18 protein-coding genes and 4 pseudogenes are annotated in these 23475 nt (G+C 69.9%); 5 read left to right on the top strand and 17 right to left on the bottom strand.

All coding sequences use genetic code 11. The features are described 5' to 3' along the window. Positions 1 to 2: 2 nt before the first annotated feature. The 4 genes from AS97_RS01230 to AS97_RS48415 are packed head-to-tail and all read right to left on the bottom strand — an operon-like array spanning position 3 to position 4252. Positions 3 to 485: a (2Fe-2S)-binding protein gene (locus tag AS97_RS01230; protein WP_210564180.1), complete on the bottom strand. Its 483-nt coding sequence runs from the start codon at positions 483 to 485 to the stop codon at positions 3 to 5. Further along, positions 482 to 1414, bottom strand: a complete 933-nt coding sequence (locus AS97_RS01235) for an FAD binding domain-containing protein (protein WP_125756646.1) — start codon at positions 1412 to 1414, stop codon at positions 482 to 484. Before AS97_RS01235 ends, AS97_RS01230 begins: the two co-directional genes overlap by 4 nt. After that, complete coding sequence (locus tag AS97_RS01240) at positions 1411 to 3774, bottom strand: xanthine dehydrogenase family protein molybdopterin-binding subunit (protein ID WP_349017632.1); 2364 nt, start codon at positions 3772 to 3774, stop codon at positions 1411 to 1413. Before AS97_RS01240 ends, AS97_RS01235 begins: the two co-directional genes overlap by 4 nt. After that, complete coding sequence (locus AS97_RS48415; RefSeq protein ID WP_282615668.1) at positions 3734 to 4252, bottom strand: ATP-binding protein; 519 nt, start codon at positions 4250 to 4252, stop codon at positions 3734 to 3736. Before AS97_RS48415 ends, AS97_RS01240 begins: the two co-directional genes overlap by 41 nt. Positions 4253 to 4594: 342 nt before the next feature. Here AS97_RS48415 and AS97_RS01255 point away from each other — a divergent pair. Continuing rightward, positions 4595 to 4960, top strand: a pseudogene (locus tag AS97_RS01255) (transposase); the annotation flags it as partial. Between the two features lie 210 nt (positions 4961 to 5170). On the opposite strand, the pseudogene AS97_RS01260 reads toward AS97_RS01255, so the two are convergent. The 3 genes and pseudogenes from AS97_RS01260 to AS97_RS01270 all read right to left on the bottom strand — a co-directional run. Further along, a pseudogene (locus AS97_RS01260) lies at positions 5171 to 5779 on the bottom strand (IS110 family transposase); the annotation flags it as partial. 469 nt (positions 5780 to 6248) lie between these two features. After that, positions 6249 to 6483 (bottom strand): annotated as a pseudogene (locus AS97_RS01265) (helix-turn-helix domain-containing protein); the annotation flags it as partial. Positions 6484 to 6562: 79 nt separating this feature from the next. Continuing rightward, positions 6563 to 7513 (bottom strand): LysR family transcriptional regulator, encoded by a 951-nt coding sequence (locus AS97_RS01270; protein WP_059144053.1) that lies wholly within the window; start codon positions 7511 to 7513, stop codon positions 6563 to 6565. 83 nt (positions 7514 to 7596) lie between these two features. Between AS97_RS01270 and AS97_RS01275 the strand changes: the two genes are divergently transcribed. Together AS97_RS01275 and AS97_RS01280 are read left to right on the top strand one after the other, a co-directional pair. After that, the gene (locus tag AS97_RS01275) at positions 7597 to 8025 is read left to right on the top strand and encodes a hypothetical protein (protein WP_330790807.1); all 429 of its coding nucleotides are present in this window, start codon (positions 7597 to 7599) and stop codon (positions 8023 to 8025) included. Between the two features lie 147 nt (positions 8026 to 8172). Further along, positions 8173 to 8391 carry a hypothetical protein gene (locus tag AS97_RS01280; RefSeq protein ID WP_210564181.1) on the top strand — a complete coding sequence of 73 codons (219 nt, stop codon included), beginning with the start codon at positions 8173 to 8175 and terminating at the stop codon, positions 8389 to 8391. 142 nt (positions 8392 to 8533) lie between these two features. Here the strand turns inward: AS97_RS01280 and AS97_RS01285 are convergent, their stop codons facing one another. From AS97_RS01285 to AS97_RS01295, 3 genes are all read right to left on the bottom strand, one after another. Further along, positions 8534 to 8899: a hypothetical protein gene (locus AS97_RS01285; RefSeq protein ID WP_210564182.1), complete on the bottom strand. Its 366-nt coding sequence runs from the start codon at positions 8897 to 8899 to the stop codon at positions 8534 to 8536. Between the two features lie 45 nt (positions 8900 to 8944). After that, complete coding sequence (locus AS97_RS01290) at positions 8945 to 9271, bottom strand: MerR family transcriptional regulator (RefSeq protein ID WP_086706868.1); 327 nt, start codon at positions 9269 to 9271, stop codon at positions 8945 to 8947. Positions 9272 to 10039: 768 nt separating this feature from the next. Then, positions 10040 to 10195: a hypothetical protein gene (locus AS97_RS01295; RefSeq protein WP_161500362.1), complete on the bottom strand. Its 156-nt coding sequence runs from the start codon at positions 10193 to 10195 to the stop codon at positions 10040 to 10042. A gap of 503 nt (positions 10196 to 10698) precedes the next feature. On the opposite strand from AS97_RS01295, the pseudogene AS97_RS01300 reads away from it, so the two are divergent. Next, a pseudogene (locus tag AS97_RS01300) lies at positions 10699 to 11130 on the top strand (AraC family transcriptional regulator); the annotation flags it as partial. A gap of 15 nt (positions 11131 to 11145) precedes the next feature. Here AS97_RS01300 and AS97_RS01305 read toward each other — a convergent pair. Genes AS97_RS01305 through AS97_RS01325 form a run of 5 tightly spaced genes read right to left on the bottom strand, consistent with a single transcriptional unit; the run spans position 11146 to position 20110 of the window. After that, the gene (locus AS97_RS01305) at positions 11146 to 14124 is read right to left on the bottom strand and encodes a glycoside hydrolase family 2 TIM barrel-domain containing protein (protein ID WP_210564183.1); all 2979 of its coding nucleotides are present in this window, start codon (positions 14122 to 14124) and stop codon (positions 11146 to 11148) included. A gap of 50 nt (positions 14125 to 14174) precedes the next feature. Next, positions 14175 to 16904 (bottom strand): alpha-mannosidase, encoded by a 2730-nt coding sequence (locus AS97_RS01310; RefSeq protein ID WP_210564184.1) that lies wholly within the window; start codon positions 16902 to 16904, stop codon positions 14175 to 14177. A gap of 47 nt (positions 16905 to 16951) precedes the next feature. Then, positions 16952 to 17809 carry a carbohydrate ABC transporter permease gene (locus AS97_RS01315; protein ID WP_059144047.1) on the bottom strand — a complete coding sequence of 286 codons (858 nt, stop codon included), beginning with the start codon at positions 17807 to 17809 and terminating at the stop codon, positions 16952 to 16954. After that, positions 17806 to 18762 carry a sugar ABC transporter permease gene (locus AS97_RS01320; protein ID WP_059144046.1) on the bottom strand — a complete coding sequence of 319 codons (957 nt, stop codon included), beginning with the start codon at positions 18760 to 18762 and terminating at the stop codon, positions 17806 to 17808. The genes AS97_RS01315 and AS97_RS01320 overlap by 4 nt, the downstream gene beginning before the upstream one ends. Positions 18763 to 18769: 7 nt before the next feature. Further along, a complete protein-coding gene (locus tag AS97_RS01325; RefSeq protein WP_210564185.1) occupies positions 18770 to 20110 on the bottom strand; it encodes an extracellular solute-binding protein in 1341 nt (446 codons plus the stop codon). A gap of 167 nt (positions 20111 to 20277) precedes the next feature. On the opposite strand from AS97_RS01325, the gene AS97_RS01330 reads away from it, so the two are divergent. Further along, positions 20278 to 21279, top strand: coding sequence for a LacI family DNA-binding transcriptional regulator (locus tag AS97_RS01330; RefSeq protein ID WP_059144044.1), 1002 nt, complete (start codon positions 20278 to 20280; stop codon positions 21277 to 21279). Between the two features lie 144 nt (positions 21280 to 21423). Here AS97_RS01330 and AS97_RS46690 read toward each other — a convergent pair whose 3' ends face one another. Both AS97_RS46690 and AS97_RS01340 read right to left on the bottom strand, forming a co-directional pair. Next, entirely contained in the window at positions 21424 to 21618 is a 195-nt protein-coding gene (locus AS97_RS46690; RefSeq protein ID WP_247204193.1) for a GH36 C-terminal domain-containing protein, read from the bottom strand. A 561-nt stretch (positions 21619 to 22179) separates the two neighbouring features. Beyond that, positions 22180 to 23229 (bottom strand): acyl-CoA desaturase, encoded by a 1050-nt coding sequence (locus AS97_RS01340; protein ID WP_210564186.1) that lies wholly within the window; start codon positions 23227 to 23229, stop codon positions 22180 to 22182. Positions 23230 to 23475 lie beyond the last annotated feature (246 nt).

A 23475-nucleotide genomic window follows, 5' to 3' on the forward strand; every position in this document is an offset into this window, starting at 1 on the left:
GGTCAGGTCACGGGCTGCTGTTGTTCTTGCGCTGCCCGCATGATCGCGCGTCGGATGGGTTCGTAGCCGGTGCATCGGCAGACGTTGGATCCGACGATGTGCTCCACACGCTCGGGGTGGTCGGCGAGGGTGGGGTCGGCTTCCAATGCCCCGGCGGCCGCCATGAGGAAGCCAGGCGTGCAGAAGCCGCACTGCAGCGCGTGTTCGGCGGAAAACGCGCGCTGCAGGACGCTGGGTTCGCCGTCCGGACCGGCAAGTCCCTCGACGGTGCGGACCGAGCTGCCGTCGCACTGTACGGCGAGCATCAGGCAGGACCGCACCGCCTCACCTTCCACGAGCACGGTGCAGGCCCCGCACACACCGTGCTCGCAGCCCAGGTGGGTGCCGGTGAGCCGGCAGTCCTCCCGCAGCACGTCGGCCAGGATGCGCCGGGGCTCCACGTCGAGCGGGAACTCCTCGCCGTTCACCATGAGGGTGATCTTCATTGGCTGCCTCCCTTGGTCCCGCCGATGCGAGACCGGTGGTCGTTCGCCGCCTGACACAGTGTCCTGGCGGCCACGACTGCGATGGCGTGCCGCCGGTATTCGAGGTCGGCGTACGGCTCCGCCACGGGTGCGGCGTCCTGCTCCGCGGCGATCCGACCCGCGCGGGTGAACGGATGGTCCTCGGGCAGTCGGTACCCGTCCATCGGTGGTCCGATCTCGACGCCGGTCAGAGCCCGCTCCGCGGCGTGCGCTCGCAGCGGCCGGTCGGCGCAGTTGACCAGTCCGATGCGTGCTTCGCTGATCACTCCGTCGTGCACGGTGAGGACGGCCGCGACAGCTACCTGGGCAAAGCAGAAGTGCGTGCGCCGGTGCTCGATGAAGCCGACACCGGTGTGCTCGGCGAGCAGCGGGTACCGCACGGAGGTGATCAGCTCTCCGGGTCGGCGGGCGGTCTTGAGGGGTCCGTGAAAGTAGTCTCGTGCCTCGACGGTACGGGCGCCTTGGGGTCCTTGCAGCTGGATGTCGGCGTCCAGGGCCATGGCGATGGCGCACCACTCGGACGCGGGGTGTCCCCAGCCGAAGCTGCCCACCATGGTTCCCCGGGCCCGGATGGGCGGGTGGGCGATGTTGACGACAGCGAGGGAGAGCAACGAGCCGAGTGGGCCTGGCACGGCCTGTGTGGACTCGAAGACGTGGTGCCTGATCAGGGCGCCGACCTGCAGGGTGTTGTCGATGATCTGCATGTCGTCGAGTTCCGGGATGCGGTTGATGTCGACGACCAGGTCGGGACGGATACGCTCCAGGTGCATCTCCAGGAGCAGGCTCTGGCCGCCGGCCAGGACCTGGGCCTTGCGGCCCCCGTTTCCCAGAGCGTCGACGGCCTCGGACACTGCGCGAGGTACGACATAGTCGAAGGCAGCGGGCTTCACCGGGCCTCCTCCCGCTTCGGGGCTTGGGCCGCTCGCCAGACCACGTCCGGGGTGAGCGGCATCTGCAGCAGGTCGCAGTCGGCCGGCTGGAGTGCGTCGACCACGGCGTTGACGACCGCGGCCGGCAGGCCGATGCAGCCCGACTCGCCGGCGCCCTTGGCGCCCAACGGGGAGCTCGGGCTCGGCGTGCAGGTGTCCTTGACCTCGATGGGTGGCAGCTCGGTGTAGGTCGGCAGCAGGTAGTCCAGCAGGCCGTTGGCCAGCATGGGAACTCCGTCGTCGTCGTAGGGGATGGCCTCGTACAGCGCCTGGCCGATCCCCTGCAGAGCGGACCCGAGGGCCTGTGCACGGACGATGTCGGGGTTGAGCACCACACCGCAGTCGTCGACCGCCACCACCTTCAGCAGCTGCACGGTGCCGAGTTCCGGGTCGACCTCAGCCACCGCCACGTGGGTACCGAAGGGAAACGCCATCCCCGTCTCGAATCGGTCCTCCACGCGCAGGGGCCCGGTCGCCTTGACCAGCTCGCCGATGTCCATGGCGGCCGAGCCGTCGTGGACGGCGTGTACCGTGCCGTCGGACCACTCCACCTGCTCCAGGGGCAGCTCCCACAGGTTCGCGGCCCTCTGCTTGGCCTCCTCGATGACTAGGTAGGAGGCGTGCTGCAGCATCGCACCCGCGACTTGCGCGGTTCGGCTGGCGAAGGAGCCCAAGCCCTGGGGCTGTTCGTCGGTGTCGCCCTCGATCAGCCGGACGCGTTGCTCGTCCACGCCCAAGGTCTTGGCAACCAGGGCGGGGAACACCGTCTCGTGACTCTGGCCGCTGGAAGCGGCGCCGCATCGCGCGGTGATCGTGCCGTCCTGGCTGACCTCGACACTGCCGAACTCGTGCAGGCCGCCCGGCTCTCCGCCGGAGCGCTCGACATAGCAGGACAGGCCAATGCCCAGCGGCTTAGCGGTCGGGTCCGTTCTGCGCCGGGTCTGCTCGGCCCGCCATGTGTCGTACTCGACCGTCTCCAGTGCCAGGTCGAGCGCGCGGGCGTATTCGCCGCCGTCGTAGGTCCGGCCGGTGGGGGTCTGGTACGGGAAGCTCTCGGGCGGGATGAAGTTGCGGCGCCGCAGATCCGCCGGGTCAATATCCAGCCGGCGGGCCATCAGGTCCATGCATCGCTCAAGGGCAATCACCGCCTCCGGCCGCCCGGCACCACGATAGGGGTAGGTGAGTATGGTGTTGGTGAGGATCGAGCGGACGGTCGCATGAACCTGCGGAGTACGGTAGGCACCGGTCGCCATCCACGCGGTCTGCATCGGCAGCCCGACCCCAAGGTGCGGGTAGGCGCCGACATCGGCGTCGATGTGCAGCTCGTAAGCGAGCAGCCGACCCTCGGCGTCAGCGGCCAGCCGCGCATGCTGGTCCTGGCCTCGGCCTCGCGTGGCGACCAACATGGATTCCAGGCGGTCCTCGATCCACCGGACCGGCCGCTGCAGCTTGACCGCCAGGAAGGCGACCACGACGAACTCCGGGAAGGACGCGCTCTTCGAGCCGAACGCGCCGCCGGTGTCCGGGACCACCACACGCACCTGCTCCTGCGACCAGCCCAGCAGCGCCGCCAGCTCGCGCCGCAGCCGGTGGGGCATCTGGTGCCCCGACCAGACCGTCAGCCGGTCGCCCTCCGGGACGGCGAGGATCGTCCTGCACTCCATCGGCGTGGGCATCAGGAGGTTCTGGCGGTACCGGCCCTCCACCACCGCCGCCGCGTCCTGCCACACCTTCTCCTCGATGGGCTTGCCGGTCTCTCCCTGCAAGACGATGTTGCTCAATCCCTCGAAGAGCAGGGTCGAATCTGCGGCAGCCGCGGACGGCGTCACCATTGCGGGCAGCGGGTCCACCTGGAAGGTGACCTCGGCCGCCCCGTCCTCCGCGCGGTACCGATCCTCCCCCACAACGACCGCCACCGCCTCGCCCGCGTACCGCACACGCTCCTTCACCAGCGCCGGCCACTCGCGGCCGACGACCGCCTCATCCGAGGACAGTTTGGCGAGCACAGTGTGCGGAACCGGAGGCAAGTCCTGCAGGTTGGCTGCCGCATGAGCACACGGGGGCACGCCCATGAGGTCTGCGGCGGACCAGGCCCCCACCACACCGGGCACTTCACGGGCCGCACTGCAATCGACCGCGCGCAGCACACCGTGGCCAACCTTACTTCTCACGAACACAGCGTCGAGACAGTCCGGCACTTCGATATCAGCGACATAGCGACCCTTCCCCGTGAGCAGTCTTTCGTCCTCGCGCCGCGTCCATTGATACACAGCTGCACCTCTAGCTGGCTCGAGATACTGCGGGGACCAAACGACGGTCACCCCTGAGAGTGTGGGCGTTCTTTTGCGGCGTCTGCCGCACGCCGCAAGCAGCGACGGCAACAAGGCCCCATATCGCCCAGCTTAGGCACGGCTTAAGACAAAGTGCATGTATGACGCGCAGCGCGCCCGCCATGACGACGAGACGGTCGATCATGGCGGCGGCCACGGTCTCGTCGCCGAAGACCTCTCCCCAGCGTCCGAAGGGCTTGTTGCTGGTGACGATCACGGACGCGCGTTCGTAGCGGTTTGAGATCAGCTGGAAGAACAGGTTCGCGGTCTCCGATCCGAAGGGGATGTAGCCCACCTCGTCGACCACGATCAGGGGGTAGCGGCCCAGGCGGGTGAGCTCGGCAGCGAGGTTCCCGGCCTGGTGGGCGGCGGCGAGCCGGTCGACCCACTCGGCGGCGGTGGCGAAGGCGACGCGGTGGCCGGCCTGGCAGGCCCGCATTCCCAAGCGATAGCCGTTCGCCCTCTCCACCAGCCCTTTCCCCCCGGATCCCGGGGGCGGCACAAATACATCCTGGTGGCGAGCAGGCCCGCGATGGCGGCGAACTCGCTCGTGGGCCGTCCCCGACCGACGCCGGCCTCGTTGTCCCAGACCGGCATCCGGGGAACAGCCCCCACTGCGACAGCAGCCGCCAGCGGCCATCGATCAGGTCCCCGGTACTCCTGGAGGGCAGCATCCGCGTGGCGATCAACCGGGAGTAGCCCGAGACCATCACCAGCACCGGCGGGCGGCCGGTCTGCCCGTAGCCGAGAGGGATGTGGGCCTGGGGAAACCACAGGTCGCACTGGACCAGCTCGCCGGGCCGGTAGGTGGCCGTTACCCGACGGCGTCACCGTGCACCTGGACGCCGGCCACGACTCGGCCAAAACCTGCGCTCTGCTCAGCGGACGTGGCCTTCACGGCCGCATCGCACACAAAGGTGAGAAAGCACCGATCCAGGCCATCCGACGTTGGCACGTCGAGCGCACGCACGCCTGGCAGAACGCCTTCCACCGACTCGCCCGCTGCTACGAACGCAGCGCCACCGTCATCGACGCCTTCTCCGGCCTCGCGGACACGATCATCACCGTCCGCAGCCTGATCCGACGATCATGGACAACCCACCGCTGGGACGGACGCCCGATCCGCCGTGGACTTTCCGCAGGTAGGCGGCAAGCTTGCGCAATGACCAGCGGGTGAAGGGCTGGCCGAGTTTGGTCGGGCGGGTGGTGGCCGTCTGGATGACGAAGTCTTCGTCGTCAGGGCTGAGATCGCGGGGACGGCCTCCCGCCCAGCGAGACATCTCACGATGCCAACGTGTCAAGCGGCTGCGGCCAGTTCGGAGGGGAACGCGATGTGTTCGTCGAACAGTTCGCCGGTCTGGAGGCAGTGGTGGAGCTGGCCGATCATTCGGAGCTGGGTGCGGGTAAGCCGGGCTGCCAGCGTCGGGGTGGGGGCGAGCTTGAGCAGTTCGCGGGCTTCTGGGCGGCACAGGCCGTTGGCCCAGCCGGAGAAAGCGTCCAGGGCGGCAGGGTAGTACTCGCGCAGGAGCGAACGAAGCTGGTTGGCGATCTGCTGCCGGTTCCAGGTCGCGTCCTGCTGGGCCCTGGCGAGGACGGCGATGGCGCGGGAGAGGTCGCTGTTGTTGGGCAGGGACCGGTGGGCGTGCATGTCGGTGCGGAGGATGTTCGCCAGGACGAGGGCGTCGCCGGGGTCGGACTTCTTCCGGCTGACGCTGTGCCGGTCGCGGTAGCGTGAGGCGGCCATCGGGTTGACGGCGAAGATCTGCCTCTTGCCCTGCCGCAGAGCGGCAACCAGCAGGCCGCGGCTCGTCTCGATGGCGACTGGGATCGGCCTGTCCTCGGTGTCGCCGTACTCCGCCAGCAGGTCCAGCAGGAGGCGGTAGCCGGCCACATCGTCACTGATGCGGCGCTTGGCCAGGAGCTGGCCGGTGTCGTCGACGAGGGCGACGTCATGATGGTGCTCGGCCCAGTCGATCCCGCAGTAGATCAAGTTCATTCCTCCCCTTGACACTGTCGTCTGCGCTGGTCACGAGCGCATGCGGGCCACGCGGCTCCCTAATTCCAGGACTCTCGGTCCGACATCTCACAAGCCGTTCGCGGCACCAGCGCACCGCACGGGCCTCGGTCTTGACCGGGGTTCGATGACTCGGGTCGTATGAGAGGTCACCGTGAGGCGGGCTCGTACCACGAGCTCCAACGAGTGATCGCGGCGAGCGGTGTTGATGGCTGCGGAGGTGCCGAAGGGCTCCCCTGTGGGCTGAGGTCTCGGCGGACCCTGTCTGCTTGAGGAATGCCTTCGGCACCCACGCGGCCACCAACACCGGCGTTCCGCGGCTAAGCGAAGTGGAGCCGCCCGCCACTCTCAGTGAAGGCCTCATGGGCCCGGGTCCAGGAAGGCGTGACGGTCCCGCTGTCGAACAGCCCGATCGACTTCGAAAGCCAACCAGCGCTGCTATCAACGAATTAGGGTCCAGCCAGGCCAGGCCGATCTCGTTGAACCGGTGGATCACGTCGCGCACTGTGTCCTCGTCGGCCGCCACGAGTTGGGCGATGACCGGGACCCGGTTCCCGCCGGCCGAGGCCAGGAGCATCATCGCGCGCCGGTAGCGCACCGAGCTTGTACTGCCCCGGCGTACGATCTGCTGCAGCCCGTTGCCCCTCCTGGTCGGTCAGTCCGCGCACACGGACAGGCCCGGCCACCGCGCCCCCAACGGTCGGATCGGACGTCACCCCACATCCAGTCGATCGGCATGCCCGCGGGGCAGCCGAAGGCGGTCGGTCAGCAGTCGTGGAAGGGCAGGCGACCGAGGTCGTCCCCGTGTGCGCTGCGGTCGGGGAACTCGGACTGGGCCGCCTGGCGGAGGTGTTCGGCGAGTGTCGCGGTTGCCGTCGAGGCGGCGCGGTCTGTGACGCCCCAGGCCAGCAGGTGGTGGCGGCGGGCCCAGCGCTCCTGGAGTTCACATACTTCCAGCCTCTGGCGGGGGTCGATGGCCCGGCGCGGGACGACGGCGAGTCCGGCGCCGGCGGCGGCCAGGGCGATGAGGACGCCGAGGTTGGTGACGGTGGTGCGGTGGCGCACCGCGGGGGCGTGGGGTCCCAGGTGCTTTTCGATCCAGCGGCGCAGCGAGGAGTCGGCGTCGAGGCCGACGAGCGGGTGTTCGGCGGCCTCGCGGTAGGTGAGCGCGGTCCGCCCGGCGAGGATTCCTCCGGCCTGCCCGATGACGACGAGGGAGTCGTCGCCGAGGGGCTCCGTGCGCAGTCCGCGGCCGCCGGCCCCGTCGTCCAGGACGACACCCAGGTCTGCCTCGCCGTCGGCGAGTTTCCGCTCGGTCTGCGGGGTGCGACTCTCGGACGCGGTGACGTCGGTGTCTGGGTGGGCGCGGAGGAATGAGATCAGGGCCTGCGGCACGAGCCGGTGCATCGCGGAGCCGCCGCCGAGCAGGATCAGCGGCGCGGACGGGGGCCGGGTGTAGCTCGCGACGGCGCTTTCGAGTCGGGCGGTCCGGTCGAGGACGTCGCGCGCGTGACGGGCCAGGGTCGCCCCCGCCGGGGTGGGCCGTACGCCCCGGCGGCCGCGGATCAGCAGGGCCACGCCGGCGTGGTGTTCCAGCGCGCGCACGCGGGCGCTGGCCGAGGGCAGGCTCAGGTGCATGCGTTGGGCGCCCGCGGTGATCGATCCCTCCGTGACGATGTGGAGGAACAGCCGTAGGTCGTTCAGGTCGTAGCGCATCGGCTCAGGCTAAGGCTCAGCCTGAGCCAGGGTGCAATGATTCCGCATTGTGAAAACATCTTCCCGCGAGTGACGCTCGGTGTGTGATCGAGATGTCCCTTGTCCTGCTGATCGGTGTCGCCGCCGGAGTCCTCGGCCGCCGCCTGTCCCGCGTGGTGAGCCAGGTGCCGGGCCGCTCCGTCGGCATGAGTCCGCGGGCCGTCCTGACCGGTCAGTTCCTCATCGCCGCGTACGGCGGATACTTCGGCGGAGCCATAGGCATTCTGATGATGGCCCTGTGGAGCATCGGCCTCGACACCGCCGTCGGCAACCCGATGCGGATCACCCAACTCGCGGCTGTCTTCCTCATCTCGGGAGTGCTCTTCCTGTTCACCTCGGACGCACTGCGCGCTCCCCTGCTCCTGGCCGCCCTGCTGGTCGGCGCGACCGCTGGGGCTTCCCCGGCGCCCACCTGGCCCGCCGCCTTCCCGCCCGGCTGCTGCGGGGCGTCCTCCTGGCGACCGCCACGGTGACGACCGTCCTGTACTTCCTGCGCGGCTGACCACGCAGGGAAGTCGCGTTTGACCAGCTCCATCGTCGAGAACCAACGGCATTGCCCGGTTGCACGACCTGGCCCTCACCGGATAACTCACACCCCATACGGGACAACCTCTAGACGCATGGACATCACGCAGTTCGACGCCGCGCTCAGCAAATTCCCCCGACGCCGGATCGGGTTCTACCCCACTCCGTTCGACGCCTTGTCCAACCTGTCGGCGGCGTACGGGATCAACTTCTTCATGACGCGTGAGGACCTGGCAGGGCCCAGCGCGATCAGCGGGAGCAAGATGCGCCTGGCCGGGTTCACCCTGGGACGGTCTCTCGAAAAAACGGAGTGACGCACGTCATCACCCAAGGCGCATATCTGACCACCGCGGGGCTACAGTTCGCCGCCGCCCGCCTGAACACAGGAATCACGCCAACCCTGGTTCTGACGCGCAACGTGCCCCGGCACGGCGGGCTCGGCGAGTTCCGCGGCAACTACCTGCTCAACAAGACGATGGGCGTCGAACCCACCTCGTCAACGCCAACGGCAACGAATGGCATTCTCCGAACGAGGCGGCGCGGATCACCGACACCATCGCGGTGCGCACGACCGAACTTGAAGCGCAGCGGCACAAGGTCCTCATTGTCAGGACCGGTGGTGCGCACCCCGACGGTTTCATCGCGCACGCCCTGACGTTCCCGGAGGTGCTCGAACAATACATGGACCAGCGCTTCATCGGCGATGAGTACACCGTCGCGTCCGACGAAAGCACAGCAGCCATCCGCGAGCCGGCCCGAGCAGAGGGCGTCTTCGTCGGCCCCGTCTACACCGGCAAGGAACTCGCGGGATTGCTCGACCACGCCCGCGGCGGTGATCAGCTCAGGCGGGTCGGTCTCGAGACGCCGTTACGAGGTGGCGCCGCGGGTGCGCAGTTCCTCGTTGATGCGCTGGGCTTCCTCGAGTTGGTCTTCGAGGATGATGATGCGGCAGGCGGCTTCGATGGGGGTGCCGGCGTCGACGAGTTCGCGGGCGCGGGCGGCGATGCGCAGCTGGTAACGGGAGTAGCGGCGGTGGCCGCCTTCGGAGCGCAGTGGGGTGATCAGGCGGTGCTCGCCCAGGGCGCGGAGGAAGGCGGGGGTGGTGCCGAGCATCTCGGCGGCCCGGCCCATGGTGTAGGCGGCGTAGTCATCGTCGTCGAACTTGTCGACGGGGCGGGTACTGCGAGGGGGCATAGACCTCTTCTTCCCTAGGGACGCGTCGAGGGGCCCGAGTGCCGTACTGGCACCCGGGCCCCGAGCTTTCAACACCATCTACCGGCTGACTGCGCCGGCCTTCTTGTTCCGCTGGTCCGCCTGGGAGGGCGGAAGTGCGGGGATCGCGGATGCGTGACCGGGGACCACCTTCCAATCCGGGGCCTGCGGTACCCGAGCGGCGTGCTGCCTCGCCCGGGCGATCCTGATGGCGTCTGCTCCTTACCTCATTCGGTTACTCGGTTGTACTGCTGGATATCGCGGGTACTGCATGCGGCCCCTGGGGCCGCTCGGCCCGGCAATCAGTGACGGGACCCACTCTCTTCCGGCCCCGCCACTCCACTGCCGTTCCGCATCCTGCTCAACCTGCTCGCACGGCAGTTCATCTCTGCCGTGCCCTCTTCGACTTCTTGGGTACGAGGAAACACTAACCCCCGCACACGTCCATGTCTACTCTCACCGCGACAGATTTTCTCAACAGCCAGTGATGGGACTTCTACTTCGTACGCGCCCGGAAGAGTGCCATCCGGGGTTGAAGAACCGCCCAGCGGGCACAAGCTCAGCCCGGCGGCACAACCGACTCAGGCGGGGTGTGATCGTGGGTGATGGCGTCCAGCCGGTACGTGGGGCCCTTGTTGATGGCCGCGTAGCGGGCTTTGCGGCTTCTCTTCGCTGCCTTCTGCCGGTTGCGCAGTTCGTCGGCTTCGCAGTTCCGGGCGCGGTCGAGTTCGCGGCGCAGAGCGGGGGTGCCTAGTTGGCCATGACGGCTTGGCCGAGGTCCTGGCCGGTCATCGGTTCGTACAGCTCCACGTAGTGGTCGTGGTGGGGCATGTAGCGCGGGTTGGCCTTCTCGCCGCCCTTGCCGACCATCCAGGGAGCGAGGTGGTCGCGCTTTCTCCATCGCACTCCTTTGCTGGTGATGGGCAGCGGTTTTCCGGCGCGTTCCAGGGTGAAGGCATGGATGTCGCCGGGGGTGACGGTCCTGATGGGGTGGGGTCGGCGGCCAGTGTTCGCGTTTGCCGAAGACGTCGTGGCTGCGGCGGGCGGCTTCTCCTCCGCGCAGGCCTGCCAGCCGTCCGGGGCTGAGCCGGCGTTTCACGGCGCGGTGGAAGGTGGCCCGGGAGGGCACTTTGCGCTTACCCGGTGTTGTCTTCGCTTCCGCGGTCAGCTCCAGGTGGGTGCGGGTGATGTTGCCGTGCCGGCGTGCCAGGACGGTGAGCAGGTGTTCGGTGAACTCGAAGTGCGGTTGTCCGGCGGGGGCGTGGGTGCCGCCGTTGGCGCGGGCGTTTTCGATCCGGCGGTGCACGGTGCGGCCGGCGACGTCGTGGGCTCGGGCGAGGGCGGTGACGCGTCCGGGGGCGATGGAGTTGTGGGCGGCGTCCTCCAGCAGCAGGCGTACGGCCAATGCGCGCAGTTGGGCGGGGTCACAAGCGGGCGTGTGGCCCGCGGTGCGGACCGACCCGGTGACCGCCGGCGCCCTGCGGGCCCTGCACTCGGACCCCGCCGCACCCTGGACCAACGACCGGCCGGCTGCCGAGGTGGGGGTCTCCCGGCCCACCCTTGCCCGCCACTTCACCGCTCTGGTGGGCCGCCCGCCGACGGCGTACCTCACCTGGTGGCGCCTGACCCTCGCGGCCACCCTCCTCCGTGACACGGACGAACCCCTGGCGGTCATCGCCCGTCAGGTCGGCTACGGCACCCCCTACGCCCTCTCGCACGCCTTCGAGCGCGAGTTCGGCTCGGCCCCCGGACGCTTCCGCGTGGACGTCGCGGCCTGGGCGCCACAAGGCCGGTGCCCGCCCGCGTTCGGCACGCGGACGGGCACCGGCGTCGCCGGGTGAGTCACCCGACGGGCCTCACCTCGGAGCGCTGATCCGCAGCCGGAGCGTGCGGGACTCGGGGCGCAGGGCGAAGTCCGGCCGGACGTCCGGCCCGCAGGCACGCGAGCCCAGGCCGTGCTGGGCCGCGTCGATGTGCAGATGGGTCGTGCCGGAGGCGGGGAGCTCGTAGGGGTGGCCGGCTCCGGCGATCTCCTGCGGGGTGTGCCGGCTCAGGACGAAGCCGGGCCGGCGCCCACGGGTGTCGGGGAGTGCCACGACGCGCAGCACCTCGGTGCCGCCGCTCGTCAGGGACAACTCGCGCAGCTCGGAGCGGTGTCCCGTCTCCTGGGGGCGGGCGTAGTCGACCGCGAGGTCGCGGACGGAGGACGAGAAGCGGCCCGTGTACACGGCACGGAGGCTGTCGGGGTAGGACTCCAGCGGGCCGAGGCCGAACCACTCGGCGCCGTCGACGGGCGCCGTGCCGTCGGGCAGGGAGAGCCGGATTCCGACGCGCGGCCACACCGTCCGCCAGCCGCTGGACGGCTCGATCTCCACCCGCAGCTCCAGCTCGCCCCCGTCGAGTGTCCAGACCGACTCCACCATCACGAACAGGGCGGAGTCCGCCGCGGACACCTTGTCGAGGGTCCGCAGCGCGTCCCCGGCCCGCTCGACGCCCACGCGCCGCGACGTCAGCCGGTGCAGTCCGTCGCGCCGCCACAGGTCGGCGTTCGAGACACCCGGCACGGCGGCGTCGCCGTCGTCGACCTCGTCGGAGGCGCCCTCGTCGTTGTCGGTCGGGGCGCGGAACAGTTCCAGCCGAGGGCCCGACACGGCACGTCCGGCCAGCCGGACCAGGGACCCGTCGGCGAACTCGGCCACACCCAGGGTCAGCGTCCCGGTGTCCGCCTGCCAGTCCGGCCGGATCCGCACGGCGGGGACGGGACGGTGAACCGAGCGGTCCAGCTGGGCAGTTGCCACCACGTGCCCCTCAGGCGCCCAGGCGGTCCCCGCGGCCAGCACCGCCTCGACGGTGAGCCACGTCTCGGCGTCCGGGGCGACCGCGACCGGCGGCAACGGAACCCACTCCGACGCACCCGCCGCGACGACGGGTGTCTCCAGTTCGCCGGATTCCACGAGCGTTCCGTCGTGCTCGACTCGCCAGCGGAACCGCAGGTCCGAGGTGTCGGCCGAGTGCCGCAGGTTGGTCACGGCGACCTTGTCGCCCTCGAAGGAGAACGTGACGGGCTGCACGACCGCCTTGAACTCGTGCAGGCTCGGGGTCGGCGTGTCGTCGCTGAGCACCATGCCGTCCATCACGAAGTTGCCGTCGTGCACGACCTCGCCGAAGTCACCGCCGTACGCGTAGTACAGAGTGCCGTCCGGGGCCTTGGCCAGGATGCCGTGGTCGCGCCACTCCCACACGAACCCGCCGTGCAGCCGCGGGTGTTCACGCACCAGCGCCTCGTACTGGTCGAACGCGCCCGGCCCGTTGCCCATCGCGTGGGCGTACTCGCACAGCAGGAACGGCTTGGTGCGCTGCCGCGCGCCCTGCGCGGGAGTGCAGTTGAGCAGCGGCACACGCGAACCGTCAGTGCCGATCGCCTCGGTCTCCGGCACGGACGCGTACATGCGCGAGTAGACGTCGGTGTACTCGCCGGCGTGGTCGCCCTCGTAGTGCACGGGCCGGCCGGTGTCACGGACGTGGACCCAGGAGGACATCGCGGCGAGGTTGCTGCCGGTGCCCGCCTCGTTGCCGAGCGACCAGATCACGATGCTCGGGTGGTTCTTGTCCCGCTCCACGGTGCGCCGGACGCGGTCGAGATATGCCTCGCGCCAGGCCGGGTCGTCGCTGGGGTTGCCCGCCCAGTCGACCTTGTGGAAGCCGTGCGTCTCCAGGTCGCATTCGAGGACCACCCAGAAGCCGAGCTCGTCGGCGAGGTCGAGCAGCCGCGGGTGCGGCGGATAGTGGCTGGTGCGGATGGCGTTGACGTTGAACCGCTTCATGAGGGCGAGGTCCTCGCGCGCGTGCTCCTCGTCGAAGACACGGCCGCGCTCGGGGTGCGTCTCGTGGCGGTTCACGCCGTGGAAGACGACCCGGCGGCCGTTGACCAGGAACTGGTCGCCACGGATCTCCACCGTGCGGAAGCCCACGCGCTGGGTGATGGTCTCCGCCGCGTTGGAGACCGTGGCCTCGTACAGGCGGGGACGCTCGGCCGACCAGGGCGCGACCTCGGCGACGTCCAGGGGAGCCACGTCGGCGGCGGTCGCCCACACCTGCTCGATGCCGAGCTCGGGGATGCGCAGGGTGAGGGGGAACGCCGCCGCGTCGGCGACGACCTCCGGGTCGATGTGCCCGCGGCCGGAGTCGAACCCGGTCCGCAGCCAGAGGTCCTCGATGCCGGCGACCGGGCGGGCGAGCAGGGTGACGTCGCGGAAGATGCCCGGCAGCCACCACTGGTCCTGGTCCTCGACGTAACTGGCGGCCGACCACTGGTGTGCCCGGACGGCGACGACGTTGCCACCCGGGCGCACCATCGGCGTCACGTCGAACTCGTGGGCGAGCCGGCTGCCACTGGCGCTGCCCGCCTCGACCCCGTTCACCCATACCCGGAACAGCGACTCGACGCCGTCGAACCGCAGCACGACCCGCTCCGCGTCCGTCCAGCCGGCGGGCAGCTCGAACCGGCGGCGGTAGTCGCCGGTCGGGTTCTCGCCGGGGACGTACGGCGGGTCTATCGGGAACGGGAACTGGACGTTCGTGTAGATCGGTTGGCCGTAGGCACCGTCACCCTCCAGCACCCAGTGCGAGGGCACCGCCATGTCGTCCCAGCCGCGGTCGTCGAAGTCCTCGGCGGCGAAGTCCTCCGCCGCCGACGCCGTGGGGGACAGCCGGAACCGCCAGGAGCCGTTCAGGGAGAGGGAGGGGGCGTCGGAGTGGAGCCAAGAGCGGGCCGGGCGGAGTGCGCCACGCCCCGGGGTGATGTCCGAAACGAGGTCGGAGAGCTCGGAAGGCAAGAGTCACAACTTTCTGCTGGCAACAGGCGCTCTGGGTGGGGACGTGGCGGTCACCTGAGCACGACGGTCCGGATCTCCCAGGGGCCGAGGGCGAGTTCGAGCCCGTCGCGCACCGGCACCGGCGCGAGGGTCCGGCCGAGCAGGTCGACGGTGGTGGCCTCGGTGAACGGCCCGGTCAGCCGGACGGTGGACGCGGTGTCGCGCAGGGCGGTCAGCCGGATCTCGATACCCGCCCCGAGCTCGTCGTCGAAGACGCGGCGGACGCACGAGACCTCGACGTCCCGGCCGTCGACCTGGATCCCGGTCACGGCGGGCGGCAGCTGTCCTCCGCCGGGCGCGGTCCCGCGGGTGACGAGCACCTCGTTGCGGAACTCCTCGGCGAGGGCGACCAGCCGGGCGTCCTGCCGGCCGGCGGCCGAGGGAACGACGGCGAAGCGGTGCTCGATCCGCATGCCGAGCTCCTGCGCGCCGGGCGCCGGGATCTCGCTCGCCGCGGGTTCGTCACGGAGCGGGTGGATGTTGACGCTGATCGAGCCGATGGCGCGCAGCAGGGTGATGGCGAGGGCGGACCCCTCGTCCACCAGCTCGTACTCGCTGGAGTGATCGAGCAGGACCGTGGCCGCTCCCGCCGTCACGAAGGAGCTCGTGGGAAAGGTCGGCAGGGGGTACTCGCCCCAACCGCCCTCCGCGGTCAGGCCCCGCTCGGTGACCGCGAACTGCCCCGCGGACGCGGAGGTGCCCACGGGCTCGGGCAGCGGCACGTGGAAGCGCGGCCGGTGGTCGGCGGACCGGTTGAGGAACGAGGTGGAGACCCGGATGAACGGCTCGCCCGTGCGCACCTCCACGAGCATCTCCACCGGCGTCGGCACGGTCTGCTCGCCGCGCACGTCGCGGTCGGAGGAGAGCGCGGCGGGCCACTCGTAGACACGCGTGACACGCAGCCGCGCGCGCAGCGGGCCGCTCTCGACGAGGTCGACGGCGACGTGCGCCGGCTCGGACACGAGGACGTCGGCGGCCGGGGGCGCGTAGTTGTAACTGTCGCCCCGGTCGCCGCCGTCGACGAGCCGGCCGACGCCGTACAGGACCGTCCCGTCGGGGCCGGTCACGTCCAGCGTGCCGTCCGTGGCGACCTCGACCTCGACGAGTCCGTTGGACAGGGTGCGCGAGGTGGCAGTGGCGGGGACGGCCGCGGTGTTCGGTGCGGCGGGCGCCTCGCCCGCCTCGACGCGGAAGCTCGTCAGGCCGGAGGCCGGCACGTGCACCGGCACCAGCGCGCTCGCGCGGGCCTCCGTCAGCGTCCGCACCTGCCACTCGCCCGGGTGGGCGGCAGCCGCGGCGGCGACCTCCTGGCGCAGCACCATCAGGTCGAAGGGACCGCTGGTGGGAACCTCGGCGAGGTGGAAGACGAGCGAGTGCGGGGTGAGCTCGTAGTGGTCGATGAGCCGGCCGAACAGCTCGCGGCGGTGGATGCGGCGCAGCACCCGCTCCAGATGGGAGGCGTCCATGCGCTCGTCGCTCAGAACGGTCGGGGCCTCGGAGACCAGCTGCACGGGCTGCACCGACCCGTCGGCGGACCTCGCGACCAGGACGGATCCCTCGGCGGGCGCCACGACGTCCACCTCGACCAGTGCGGTACGGGCGGAGGTCAGCGGGTTGGCGACCAGGTGGCCGTCGCCGGGCACCAGGGCGGCGGGCACGGCGAGCGCCGCGTCCCGCACCGCGCGGGCGGTCTGCGCGGCCTCGGCGAGGCGGGCCGCCACCTGGTCGCAGGTCTCGTCGGTCCCGGAGCCCACCACCGAGTCGTGCGCGGTCGACTCGATGATCTTGTGCCAGGCGAGGGTGAGGAAGGGGGAATCGTCCCGCGTGGAGCACAGGGCGTTCATGCGCTCGGCGTGGTCGACGGTCCGCTCGGCGAGCGCCATCCGCTGCTTCAGGCCGAGCCGCACCGACAGCACGCCGGGCAGGATGTTTCCCCGTACGTGGCTGCGGAGTTCGCCGGTGACGACGGCACTCACCTCGTCACGCACGTGCTCGCGGAGGTACTCGTCGAGCGTCGCGATGGTGATGGCACGGTTTTCGCCGCCGGCCTGCCGCAGCCAGGACGCCAGGCGCGGGTCGGGGGCGTTGTGGTCGGTGCCGGCCATGGCCAGCACCGGGTCGGTGCCCCACCGGTCGGCCGTCATCCCGGCGTACTCGCCCAGCGCGCTGCCGATGCGCTCGGGCACCAGGAGCACGTCGAGGCCGTTGTCGTAGCCGTCGAAGAGGAACTCGGTGCGGACCTCCGATCCGTCGGGGGCCCGCCAGCGGAAGGCGTGACCGTCGACGGTGCCGGGGACACCGCGCCACAGCGCCGCGTGCTCGATGCCGGCCCGCGCCAGGATCTGCGGCATCTGCGCGACGTGGCCGAACATGTCGGGCAGATAGCCGATGGGCATCGCGCCGCCGAGGCGCTCCGCGGCCGCCCAGCCCATCTGCAGGTTGCGCACGATGGTCTCGCCGGAGCAGAGGAACTCGTCGAGCAGGATGAGCCAGGGTCCCACGGCGAGCCGGCCCTCGCGGACCAGCGCCGCGAGCCGGTCGCGGTTCTCGGGACGCATCTCCAGGTAGTCCTCGACGGCGGCCATCTGCCCGTCGACGGTGAACCGGAAGTCGGGGTCGGCCTCGGCCGTCTCCAGGACGGTGTCGAGGGCCTGGACGAGCCGGTGCCGGAAGACCTGGAACGGTTCGTACCACTCCCGGTCCCAGTGGAAGTGGGGCACGAACACGGCGGAGTCAGGCATCGTTCGGGGAACCTTCTTCTGTGCGGATCGGGCGGTGGGGCGTGGCGTCACTTGAGCGATCCGGCGGCGAGTCCCGAACGCCAGAACCGCTGGAGCAGGATGAAGACGATGATCACGGGCACGATCGACACCAGTGAGCCGGTGATCACGGACTCCTGCAGTAGGGGGGCGCGTGCCGTCTGGCCGTTCCACTCGTACAGGCCGAGCGTGATGGGGAAGAGCGACTCCTTCTGCAGCATCACCATCGGCAGGAAGAAGTTGTTCCAGATGGCCACGAACTGGAACAGGAAGATGGTCACCAGCGCCGGCGTCATCAGCTTGAACGCGACGGAGAAGAACGTGCGGAACTCGCCCGCGCCGTCCAGCCGCGCCGACTCGATCAGCTCCTGCGGGACCGCGGCGTTGGTGAAGATGCGCGCGAGGTAGACACCGAACGGGCTGACGATGCTGGGCAGGAAGACCGCGAAGTAGGTGTTGACGAGGCCGGTCGTCGAGAACAGCAGGAACAACGGCAGGGCGAGCGCGGTGGTGGGTACGAGGACACCGCCGAGGATCACCGAGAACAGGAACTCCCGGCCGCGGAAGGCGAACTTGGCGAGGGCGTACCCGCACAGCGCGGAGATCAGCGTCCCCACCGCGGCACCCAGCACCGCGTAGATGACCGTGTTGAGCGCCCAGCGGCCGAAGATGCCGTCGCTGCGGGTGAACAGGATGTGCAGGTTCTCGAACAGGTTGAAGTGCGAGAAGGCGAGCCCGTTGGTGGAGGCGAGGTCGCCCTGCGGCTTGGTCGCCGCGACGACCAGGAAGTAGACCGGCAACAGGAAGTAGACGGTCAGCAGGAGCATCAGCGCCATCACGGCCGTACGGCTGACGCGGCTTTCGCGGATCGTGGATTGCGTGCTCACAGCCCCGCCCTCTTCGAGGTCAGTCGCATGAAGCCGAAGCTCAGGACGAACGTGATGACCGCGATGACCACCGAAATGGCCGCGGCCTGCTGGTAGTTGTTCCCCGACGCCACCGCGTAGGCGAGCATGTTCGGCGTGAACGTGCTGGAGATGTGCGAGGAGATCTGACGCAGCACGGCCGGCTCGGCGTACAGCTGCAGGGTGCCGATGATCGAGAAGACCGTGGTCAGGACGATCGACGGGAAGATGATGGGCACCTTGATCCGCCAGGCGATCGTCCAGTTGGTCGCGCCGTCGATGCGGGCCGCCTCGTACAGCTCCTGCGGGATGGACTGCAGGGCCGAGTACATGATCAGCATGTTGTAGCCGGTCCACAGCCAGGTGGAGACGTTGGCCGTCGACCACAGCACCGCGTCCGGACCGAGGAAGTCGGGCTTGAGGCCGATTTCCTCGAGCAGGTCGACGACCGGGCTCAGCTGCGGCGAGTACAGGTACGACCACATGATCGCGGCGATCACACCGGGCACCGCGTACGGCATGAAGGCGGTGATGCGGAAGAACGCCTTGAGCCGCAGCAGGGGCGTGTCCAGCAGCAGCGCGATGATCAGCGCGGTGAACAGCATGACCGGCACCTGCACGATGCCGAACAGCCCGATGCGGCCGATGCTGGACCAGAACTCGGTGTTCTGGAAGACCTGTCCGTACTGCTCGAAGCCGCCGAAGGTCGTGTACGAGGTGCCGTACTGACCCCCGGTGCGCCGTACGACGCGGAAGCTCTGCCAGAGCGCGTAGCCGACGGGCACCAGGTAGAAGAGCACGAACGGCAGGAAGAACGGCGTGATGAAGGCGAGGACGGTACCGGCCCGGGGGCCGCCGCCGCTGAGACGGCGACGGCCCTTGGGCGACTGCGCCGCGCGGGTCGTGTGGGAGGCGCGGGTGGCGATGTCGGTCATGCTGGGGTCACTTGCCCGCCGTGGCGGGGATGGCCTGGTCCTTCATGGACTTCAGCGCGGTCGCCTGCGCCTTGGCGAGGGCGTCGCCGAGCGTGCCGTCACCGGCGGCCGCCTTGGCCATCGCGTCCTGCAGCGCCAGGTTCACCGTCTTCTGTGTGGGGCCCCAGGCGAAGCTGGTGTCGATCTTCTTGGAGGAGTCGGCGAAGACGTCGAAGATCTTCTCGTTGTTGTAGTACGGAACGCCCTTGGACAGCGCGGGCAGTTGAAGCCCGGCGTTCGCGGCCGGGTAGAGGCCGCCGAGCTCGTTCTCCATGGCGAGCGCCTCGGGGTCGCTGTTGAGCCAGGTGTTGAACTTGACCGACTCGTAGAGGTGCTTGCCGCCCTTCATGAACGCCACGGTTGAGCCGCCCCAGTCGCCCGAGGAGCCGTTCGCGCTCCACGTCGGCATGGGCACGATCGACCACTTGCCCGCCTGCTTGGGGAGGTTGTCGCGGAACATGCTGTAGCCCCAGGCGGCGCCGACGTAGCTGGCTATCTGGTCCTTCTGGTACGCGGCGTACATCTGCGTCGAGCCGTTGGCGAGGTCGGTGCGCACGAGCTTGGCGGAGATCAGCTTCTGCCAGTAGTCGGCGACCTGCTTGCTCTGGTCGGACTCGACGGTGACGTGCCACTTGTCGCCGGAGTAGCTGTACATCTCGGCGCTGTTCTGCCACAGCAGGCCGTTGAACCACTCGGCGTTGTTCGGGTCGAAGAACGTGATGTCCAGCTTGGGGTCCGCCTTGTGCAGCTTCTGCGCGGCGTCCGCGTACTCGTCCCAGGTCTTGGGGATCGTGATGCCGTGCTTCTTGAAGATGTCACTGCGTACGAAGAGGGCCATCGGACCGGTGTCCTGCGGCAACGCGAACACGCCCGTCCCGCCGAAGCTCGTCTGCGACCAGCTCCAGGGCACGAACTTCGACTTGGCGGCGGTGGCGGCCTTGCAGGCGGAGGCGTCCACGAAGGCGCTCTGCGAGCGCAGGTTGGGCAGTTCGTCATAGCCGACCTGCGCCAGGTCGGGCGCCTTGCCCGCCTTGAGGGCGTTGCCGAGGATCCCGTACTGGTCGTTGGAGATGTTCTTCGTCTCGACCTGGATGTCCGGGTTCTTCTTGTTCCACAGCGCGACGACCTTGTCCATACCGGGAACGGTGTTCCAGTACTGGAGGGTGACCTTCGCCTTGGCGGGCGCACACGAGGGCGCGGAGGCCTTGTCCGAGGCGTCGGGCGACGAGGAGCAGCCGGCGATGAGTACGGCGATACCGGTGGCCGCGGCGAGGGCGGCGAGGCGCGTGCGCGTGACTGTGTTGCTCATGTTTTCCGTTCCCAGAGAACGACTGGCGGCGGGTGCCTGGGTGGGTTGGAACAAAGGGCCGTGAGCGGTAACGTGAGCGCTCACGGGAGCAGAACGGTTCGGAGTCTGCGCTTGTGTGCGGACGAGTGTCAAGGCTCTGGATGACACCGAACAGACAGAGGTGAGTGATGGCGTCGTCGGCGAACGGTCCACGCAGGGTGACCATCGACGATGTGGCACGGGCCGCTGGAGTGTCGCGGCAGACCGTGTCACGGGCGCTGAACGACAAGGGCGAGATCGACGCCTCCACCAAGCAGCGCGTCCTCGACACCGCGCACGAGCTGGGCTACCGGCCCAGCCGCTTCGCCCGGGGACTCGTGCGGCAGGACTCCATAAGCGTCGGCCTCATGATCCCCGACCTGCTCAACCCGTTCTTCACCGAGGTCGCCGCCGCGGCCCTGGAGGCCGCCCGCAAGCGTGGCTGGCACGTCGTCGTCTACGACACCGGCGACCGCGTCGAGGAGGAGCGCGGCACGCTGGAGGTCATCGCCTCGCAGGTGGACGCCGTCGTGGGCTACCTGAGCCTGCCCGAGGACGAGATCGACAAGCTGATCCGCGGGCTCCCCGCCGTGCTCATCGACCGCGAGCACCGAGCCGAGCGGTACAACGCGATCAGGATCGACGGCGAGGCGGGCGTCCACGCCGCGATCAGGCACCTGGCCGACGCCGGGCACCACCGCATCGCCATGCTCGACCACGCCGCCCGCTCGGAGCCGAGCATCCGCCACCACTGGTTCGCCACCGCCATGGCCGCCTGCGGCCTCGAACCCGTCGCGGTCAGCCGCGCCGACCAGAGCCTCGAAGGCGGGGAGCACGCCCTGCGCGAACTCCTCGCCGAACACCCCGACGTGACGGCCGTGTTCACGTTCAACGACATCATCGCGATTGGAGCGCTGCGCGCCGCGCGGCGGCTCGGCCGCCGGGTCCCCCGGGACCTGGCGGTGATCGGCTTCGACGGCCTCCAGCTCGGCACCCTCGTCGAGCCCGCGCTCACCACCGTCGCGCTGGACACCCGCGAGCTCGGCGCGCTCACCATCGAACAGGCCGGACGCCTGCTGGCGCGCAGCGGACCGCTCAGCCACGACGAGGCGGCGGTCAAGGCCGAACTACGGCTGCGCGAGTCCGCGTAGTCCGGCCCTTCCGTTCCTCCCGGCTCTCCCGGTCACCGCGGTCAGTCGACCCGGCGCGGTTCAAGCAGCAGTGCCTGTTCCGGGTTGAGGTGGGGCATCGGCGGCCCCGCGACCGTGAGCACCGGATCGGGCAGCACCAGCCCCTCACCGAGCGCCGCCGTCGGCCATGCCGGCCCCCGACGTCTGGTGGAAGGACGGCAGCCCCAGCGCGTCGCGCACCCGCACCCGGTACCGCGCCCCGGGGGCGAGACCCGGCAGCCGCACCCGCCTGGACTGACCTTCGGGCGAGGTGGCCAGCCAAACCCAGCAATACAGCGCGGCCGACCCGTCGTGCGCCACGACGCCGTGCGGGCAGCGTCGCGTCGTCCGCGAGGTCGGCACGGACCGTGCGGCCGCCGTGACAGCAGCGGCCGCAGCTCACGGTGGAGCGCCGTCCAGGCGGTGAGCCGGGCCAGCTCCTCGGGCGAGCAGCAGGTGAGGTTGCTCGATGCCGGCGTGCCCGAACGGGGCGGTGGTCAGCCGCGGCGTGCCGGAGCTGACACGGGCGGCGGTGTGACTGGAGCCGGGGCCGGCATGGGTGCCGACCAGCTCGGGCGGCAGTCCCCGCGCGTAGTCATCACCCCGGGTTGCCTCACGCGCCGACGCCGGGACAGGTGAACCGGCGTCCGCAAACCCATGGCATGGGGTCATGACGGAGCGTCGCACGAGTTGTCGCCGGACCGGACGATCCCATCGGCGCCGTGCGGCCCCGGCGTGTTGAGCCCGTCGTGGCCGCCGGTCATCCGCAGTGTCAAGCACGCCACGGCCGCCCCCGTGAAACACGTGACGGCCGCCCCCACCCCAGCACGGCCGGCACACCGCGGACACCGGTGCGTCCGCAGGCCCGGACTGGGGACGCTGTTATTCGGGCCGGGCCGCACCGCCGACCGTGTGCATGTGCCGCAGCCCCTGCCGGTAGGAGTCGAGCAGCCCGGTCTCGGCGTACGGGAGCTTGAGGTCGCGGCAGTGTTCGCGGACCAGAGGCTGTACGAGCCTGAGGTGGGGCCTGGGCATGTTCGGGAAGAGGTGGTGCTCGATCTGGTAGTTCAGCCCGCCGAGGAGCCAGTCGGTGACCGGCCCGCCCCGGACGTTCCGCGAGGTCAGGACCTGGCGGCGCAGATGGCCCCAGCGCTCCCCCGCCGGGTCGGGCATGTCCATGCCCTTGTGGTTGGGCGCGAACGCCATTCCCAGGTGGAGCCCGAAGAGCGCCTGATGGAGCAGTGCGAACACGACAGCCTTCCCCACCGGCAGGCAGGCCAGCAGCAGCACGCCGTAACCGGCCGCGTGCAGCGCCAGCAGCACGCCCTCCACATCCCGCTCGCGCACCGGCTGCCGCCGCAGGTCCCGGACACTGCTCACCTTCAATGCGATGCCTTCCAGCAGCAGCATCGGGAAGAACAGCCACGCCTGGTGACGAGTGACCCAGCGGGCGAAACCGCGGCGCACAGCCGCCTGCTCCGCAGTCCACACCAGCGCGCCAGCACCGACGTCCGGGTCCTTCTCGACGTGGTTGGGGTTGGCGTGGTGCCGGTTGTGCTTGTCGTTCCACCACGCGTAGCTCATGCCCAGGAGCAGATTGCCGTGCAGGAGCCCGAGGGCACGGTTCGCCCGGCGGCCGACGGCGATCTGGGCATGCCCGGCATCATGGCCGACGTAGGCGGTGCGGGCGGACAGGACAGCCAGCGGCACGGCGAGCAGCAGCGTCCACCACGTGTCCCCGGCCAGGACGAACCCCGTCACCACCGCGGCCAGGGCGAGGAGGTTCACGCTGATCATCCGTGCGTACCAGCCCCTGCGCCGCTCCAGCAGCCCCTGTCCTTTGACTCTCCGCAGCAGGGGGGTGAACTCACTCCCCTGCTGCCCGGTGGCGCCAACGGATGCGGTGGACGGCGGCGCGGTGGTCTGAGACATGGAGGACTCCGGTCGGCGAATCGGCCAGCAACGCTCTGACCTGCTTAAACGTACGGACCGGGGACCATGCCGCGCCATGGCGTCAGCACCCCGGCCACACCGGGGGCCAGCCCCAGCACCCCCAAGGGGGCTGGCGACACCCCTGCCCCGGCTCCAGACGACCACCACACCGGAGAACCCGCGCCACGCCGGCGTCCTGGAAGAACCGCTCCTGCGGCCCGCGCGATGACCGGCCGCCGTGGCAGA

It is taken from the genome of Streptomyces sp. AgN23 (assembly GCF_001598115.1).
GTDB lineage: Bacteria > Actinomycetota > Actinomycetes > Streptomycetales > Streptomycetaceae > Streptomyces > Streptomyces antimycoticus.

Bases quoted from the DNA above. Each gene is read 5' to 3' on its own strand.
- AS97_RS01230 (WP_210564180.1), bottom strand. From the start codon at position 485: ATGAAGATCACCCTCATGGTGAACGGCGAGGAGTTCCCGCTCGACGTG.
- AS97_RS01270 (WP_059144053.1), bottom strand. From the start codon at position 7,513: ATGCGCTACGACCTGAACGACCTACGGCTGTTCCTCCACATCGTCACG.
- AS97_RS01280 (WP_210564181.1), top strand. From the start codon at position 8,173: ATGGACATCACGCAGTTCGACGCCGCGCTCAGCAAATTCCCCCGACGC.
- AS97_RS01290 (WP_086706868.1), bottom strand. From the start codon at position 9,271: ATGCCCCCTCGCAGTACCCGCCCCGTCGACAAGTTCGACGACGATGAC.
- AS97_RS01310 (WP_210564184.1), bottom strand. From the start codon at position 16,904: ATGCCTGACTCCGCCGTGTTCGTGCCCCACTTCCACTGGGACCGGGAG.
- AS97_RS01320 (WP_059144046.1), bottom strand. From the start codon at position 18,762: ATGACCGACATCGCCACCCGCGCCTCCCACACGACCCGCGCGGCGCAG.
- AS97_RS01325 (WP_210564185.1), bottom strand. From the start codon at position 20,110: ATGAGCAACACAGTCACGCGCACGCGCCTCGCCGCCCTCGCCGCGGCC.
- AS97_RS01330 (WP_059144044.1), top strand. From the start codon at position 20,278: ATGGCGTCGTCGGCGAACGGTCCACGCAGGGTGACCATCGACGATGTG.
- AS97_RS01340 (WP_210564186.1), bottom strand. From the start codon at position 23,229: ATGTCTCAGACCACCGCGCCGCCGTCCACCGCATCCGTTGGCGCCACC.